Consider the following 4,583-nt stretch of genomic DNA (forward strand, 5'->3'; position numbering starts at 1 on the left):
ATAGGCTTGGTCCTTGGCGGCGATGCCCAGATCGAGCGGAGCCGGACGGCCGATCCTGGCCGGATCGACCGATACCGGCAGCGCCTCAGGCGGGGTCCAGGCGGCAGAGCCCAACGTCCGGCTGCGATAGGCCGATTGGACCGAGCGCTCGACCGGACCCAAGGTCTTAGGCGCTGGCGCAGGCGGCGGAGCCTGGACCGGGGCCGGGATCGCCACCTCGCGGACCACTTCGCGCTCGATCACCACCGGGGGAAAGGCCGGGGCCGGAGCCGGTGCGGGTGCAGGCGGTGGCGCGGGCGGCTTATAGGCCCAGACGGCGGGATCGTCAGCGGGAAGCGGATCGGGTGCCGGAGCGGCCCCGGGGCAAGAGCCCGACAGGGTCAATCCGGCGGCCAGGGCCAGATCGCACAGCCAGGTCATCAGGACTTGCCCCCGTATTGGAGGCACAGGAACTTCTTGCCGTTTTTGAGCGTGATCAGCGGATTGACGCTCTCGACGATGAAGGTGCTGCCCTGGACCCGGGAATTGACCAGCTCGTCGATGCCGTCGATGGTGACATAGGCGGTGGACAGCTCCATCCCGTCCCACTTGTCGCCATAGCGGATGTAGGTGAAGACATCGTCGCGATAGACGACCTCGGGCTTCAGATCGTCGTCGCCCCACAGGCGGTAATCCTTCCACCCCCGAAGCTTGGCCGGGTCGAAGGCGATGGTGCGGACGAAATCGCCTTCGGCAGGCTTGGGGTTGGCGAGGTCGTGGACGGCCTTTCCGGCGGGATCACCGGGCTTGGCAGGAACCACCGAGGGAGCAACCGGCGTGATCTCCTCGGGGCGTTCGCGCCCCAGGATGCGGACGACCAGATCGGGGACATGGACCGAGTTGAAGCCCTCGGAGCGGAGATAGAACGGATAGACCGCGCCGGACTTGGTATAGACGTTGAGGTTGGTATCCAGCCCATAAGCCGCCGGGCGCACCGCGACCATGTTGGCGGCGCGGACCTGGACCTTGAAGCCGGTGGCATCGCCCAGATCGATCTGGGTGATCTCGGCATCCTCGGGCAGCACCAGGGTGGTGGACATGAATTCCCGGGTGCGGACCTTGTAGACGCAGTCTTCGCACAGCCGCGTCGCGTAGATCCCGTGGCGGGGCTCGGAGTCGTTCCAGGCGTTTTGAATCTGGCCCCCGGCGCCCACCCGGTCCATCTCGGGGAAGCGGCCTTCGGCCTGATCGACCGCCTGTTGATAGGCCGAGTCGGGCAGCGGCGCGGGCGGGATCGACGCGATCTGGGGCTGCGGAGCCGATACCGGGGACGACGACGGATAGGGCGAGGCCGATGTAACCGGCGCGGTCTTACCAGGAACCGGCGGACTCATCGGCACCGAGGGCTGGGCCAGCGACTTGACCGGCGTTTGAGCCAAAGTGGGCGTGGCCGACAGCAGCAGCGCCGCCGCCAGGGCAGAGCGATACGCGGGATGGACGGTCATGAATTTCCCCTTTCCTTGAGGGCGAGATCGAGCACCTTCAGACCCAGCGGGTTCTCGAACTTGTCGGCGGGGTGGACGGTGTGGGGCCGCGCGGTCACCGCGACATAGGCGCGCAGCCGCCGTGTCTCGACCGGCTTGCCGTCGCGGGCATCGGTCTGGACGAAATCGACGGCATAGCGGCCGACCCCGTCCTTGAAGCTGATCCGGTCGGCGCTCTCGACCGCGATCGAGCGGTTGAGCCCGGTCTCGACCGCGCGCTCGATCTCCTTGTGACGGGACGCGAACTGCTTCCACCACGCGGCGTCGGAATGGAGGTTGGCCTCGCGCATCCGGTCGGCCTGGGTGACGCTGTCGATTTCGAGCAGCACCCGGACATAGCGCCGCACGAAGCTTTCCATCAGCAGGTCGAAGCCGGGGGTCTCTTTGGTGATCGGCAGCACCCGGACCAGCGAAGCGGGATCGACCGGGACGGTGCGCTCGCCCGCAGGCTCGATCCGGACCAGGCCGAGCTGGACCTTCTGCACAGGCACCAGCGCCGAGATCGCCGCCGCCTCGATGATCGCGACGGCGCACAGCCCGGCATTGACCATCGCGCTGATCCGGAACATCCAGGCGAGACGGCGATGGGCCGATTCAAAGGCATAGGGATCGGCGGCGCGGACCCGGTCGTGATCGACCGGGGCAGGCCCGGCGGGGCGAAGCCGCCAGAGCGCTCTCATCCCCGCCCCCAGACGAAGTCCGGCCCGTCATAGAGAACCGGCAGGCAGGCGCAGGGCGATTTCAGCATCTCGTCGGTGCCGCTGCCGTCCTTCTGCAATTCAACATTGCTGGTGCCGCAGGCCCCCAGCAGCAGGACGATCGCCAACATCGAAAGCAGGCTGACCACTCTCAGGCTGGCTCTCGCGCCCTGGCTCCAGCGCGAGGGGGTCGGGGCGACCGGGGCGTCATCGTTGGCCGGGATCGGATCGGTCTGGGTCAAGCTCGCGGCGAGAATCGACAGATCGCGATCGATCTTCTTCCGCCCCAGAACAAAGGTGACGAAAACGGAAAGATCGCTCCGGCGATGATCCAGATCGGGGGCCTCCAGAGAAAAGCAGAGCCTGTGTTCAGTGTTGAACGCTGCCGTCAAATGCCACCAGTAGGACAAGGTGTCGTCTTGCATGTTCAGGTCATGCAACCGGGCGGCCATGGCCTCGGCCACTGCGGGCGGGCAGTGGAAATAGACATAGGGCCGACTGATCCGAGAGACGTGCCCCTGGCAGGACGCGATAGTCCGGACACCGTCGATCGCGTTCAGCGCATCCACCAAGGGTCTGATTTTGGGCTCGATGGTCTGATCCATGAGATCGCTCTCCTGTCGTTGACGTGCGGTCGGCAAGGCGTCAGGCCTTGCTGTCCGGCTTGTTGATGTTCTGAAATTTCTCGACCAGGGCGGCGGCAGAGGCCGCGACCGGCCCCGTGATGGCGGCCATGCCCTTGATCGGCAACAGGCCGAGCGCTCCCCAGCCTCCGGCGGCGTCCTTGGCCGCCAACGTGCCCGCGATCGCGCCGCGCTTCCCCAAGGTCGCGGCGGCGATAGCGCTGCCGCTCACTCCGGTGGTCATGATCCCGCTGGCGGAATTGGTCAGCATCGTCCCGGCGATCGAATTGGCGATCGACGTGCCCTCGGTCAGCAAGGCGGTGCCCATCCAGCCCAGGAACATCACCACCAGGAATTCCGGGTTGGTGATTGTGGCGAACTCGTTGATGCGGTCGCCGGTCAAGTCCTGGGGCTCCAGAACCGACGAATTGACGCCGAACACGGTCAGGGACAAAGCAGCGGTACTGGCGAACAGGACCAGGATCGAAGCCAGCAGGGTCTTCACGCCCGATTGGGCCATGCCCCGGCCCCAGCCAAAGGCAAAGGCCATGAACAGGAACGGCGCGAACACCCCGATCATCGTGGCACGGAAGATCGCGACGACGACCTGACTGGAATAGGCCACCACCAGCAGCAAATAGGGCAGCGCCAGGATCGTGGCATAGACATAGTTCATGACGTTCATCGCCGATCCGGCGCGGGCGATTGCCGCCGCCGCCTGGATCACGCGAGCCGCCGCCTTCTCGCCCTGGGCGGCCAAAGCCATCAGCCCGCTCTGGCCGGTGCTCTGGCTGTCGGCTGCCAATTTGAAAACGGCAGCGCTTGACTCTCCCATAATGGAGATAGCCGAGCTATAGACATACGAAATAAGTCCCGCGCCTTGACTGCCCAAAATGAGGCCGGTTATACTTACGAATACAAACTCCTCGAATATTTTATTAAAAGTCGTCATTTGGAAATGCAGCTTCGTCCCGGCCAGGACGATCCACAGCCCCGACAAGGAGGTAAACAGAATGAGCATCGGATCGTGCAGCACGTCGCCCAGTCGATCGACGAAGTCCTCGGTCAGGCCGACGTACTTTTCCAGCGGCGCACAAGTGAAACAATTTGTGTATAAGTCTGGATTGCTATCAACCATGATTTTTCTCCTATTTTTCTATTCTTCATTTGCAAAGGCGGGCGTGATAGGTGGATCGCTACCCGCGACATCGAAGGATTTTTTTGATCCGGAATATGCTCGGCACGTCTGGTTCAACTTGAATACGTGGGAAGCAGAAGAAAAAGAGTGGGAAAAATATTCTAAAGACTTTGACCCATGGCTTAAAAAATTTAGAGATAATAGGCGCAATGCCCTTAAAGAATTGAAGACCTATCCCGAGGCCAAGCGGCGCAATATCGAGCGAGCATATGACATACAGCTTGCTTACGATCAGTGGTTTGATCGCATTTATTATCCTTGGTATAATGGATTTCCGGCCAACGCGCGGAAAGCGGCCTCCGAAAGTCGGGCTGCAAGAACCTTCGACGACAACCTGGCCTCTTCTCGCAAGCAAGGATCCTGTGCGTCGATCTTCCGCCTCTTCGTTGAGTGCGGGCCAATACCCGACTGGCGCTCTGAGAAATGGCGCGCGAAGGAACAAGAGATGATGCGGGTTGCTCTCGACGAGGCGCAGAAAATTGTAAAGAAAGAAAAGGAAATGATGCGAGCTATCCTCGAAAATCAGAAAAAGTAAACTTGC

The 4,583-nt window shown here is 62.5% G+C and carries 5 protein-coding genes and 1 pseudogene; 1 reads left to right on the plus strand and 5 read right to left on the minus strand.

Translation table 11 applies throughout. The annotated features are described in order from the left end of the window. From K678_RS19795 to K678_RS16880, 5 genes and pseudogenes are all read right to left on the minus strand, one after another. A pseudogene (locus K678_RS19795) lies at positions 1 to 420 on the minus strand (TrbI/VirB10 family protein); the annotation flags it as partial. Beyond that, a complete protein-coding gene (locus K678_RS16865) occupies positions 420 to 1,484 on the minus strand; it encodes a TrbG/VirB9 family P-type conjugative transfer protein (protein WP_021133688.1) in 1,065 nt (354 codons plus the stop codon). The gene K678_RS16865 and the pseudogene K678_RS19795, both read right to left, overlap by 1 nt. Beyond that, on the minus strand, positions 1,481 to 2,203 hold the full coding sequence (locus tag K678_RS16870) for a VirB8/TrbF family protein (RefSeq protein WP_021133689.1): 723 nt from the start codon (positions 2,201 to 2,203) through the stop codon (positions 1,481 to 1,483). Before K678_RS16870 ends, K678_RS16865 begins: the two co-directional genes overlap by 4 nt. After that, complete coding sequence (locus K678_RS18040; protein ID WP_021133690.1) at positions 2,200 to 2,826, minus strand: hypothetical protein; 627 nt, start codon at positions 2,824 to 2,826, stop codon at positions 2,200 to 2,202. The genes K678_RS16870 and K678_RS18040 overlap by 4 nt, the downstream gene beginning before the upstream one ends. Before the next feature lie 40 nt (positions 2,827 to 2,866). Beyond that, entirely contained in the window at positions 2,867 to 3,679 is an 813-nt protein-coding gene (locus tag K678_RS16880) for a hypothetical protein (protein ID WP_196802609.1), read from the minus strand. Between the two features lie 178 nt (positions 3,680 to 3,857). On the opposite strand from K678_RS16880, the gene K678_RS16885 reads away from it, so the two are divergent. Then, complete coding sequence (locus tag K678_RS16885; protein ID WP_155804593.1) at positions 3,858 to 4,577, plus strand: hypothetical protein; 720 nt, start codon at positions 3,858 to 3,860, stop codon at positions 4,575 to 4,577. Positions 4,578 to 4,583: the final 6 nt, after the last annotated feature.

The organism is Magnetospirillum fulvum MGU-K5 (assembly GCF_000442515.1).
GTDB lineage: Bacteria > Pseudomonadota > Alphaproteobacteria > Rhodospirillales > Magnetospirillaceae > Phaeospirillum > Phaeospirillum fulvum_B.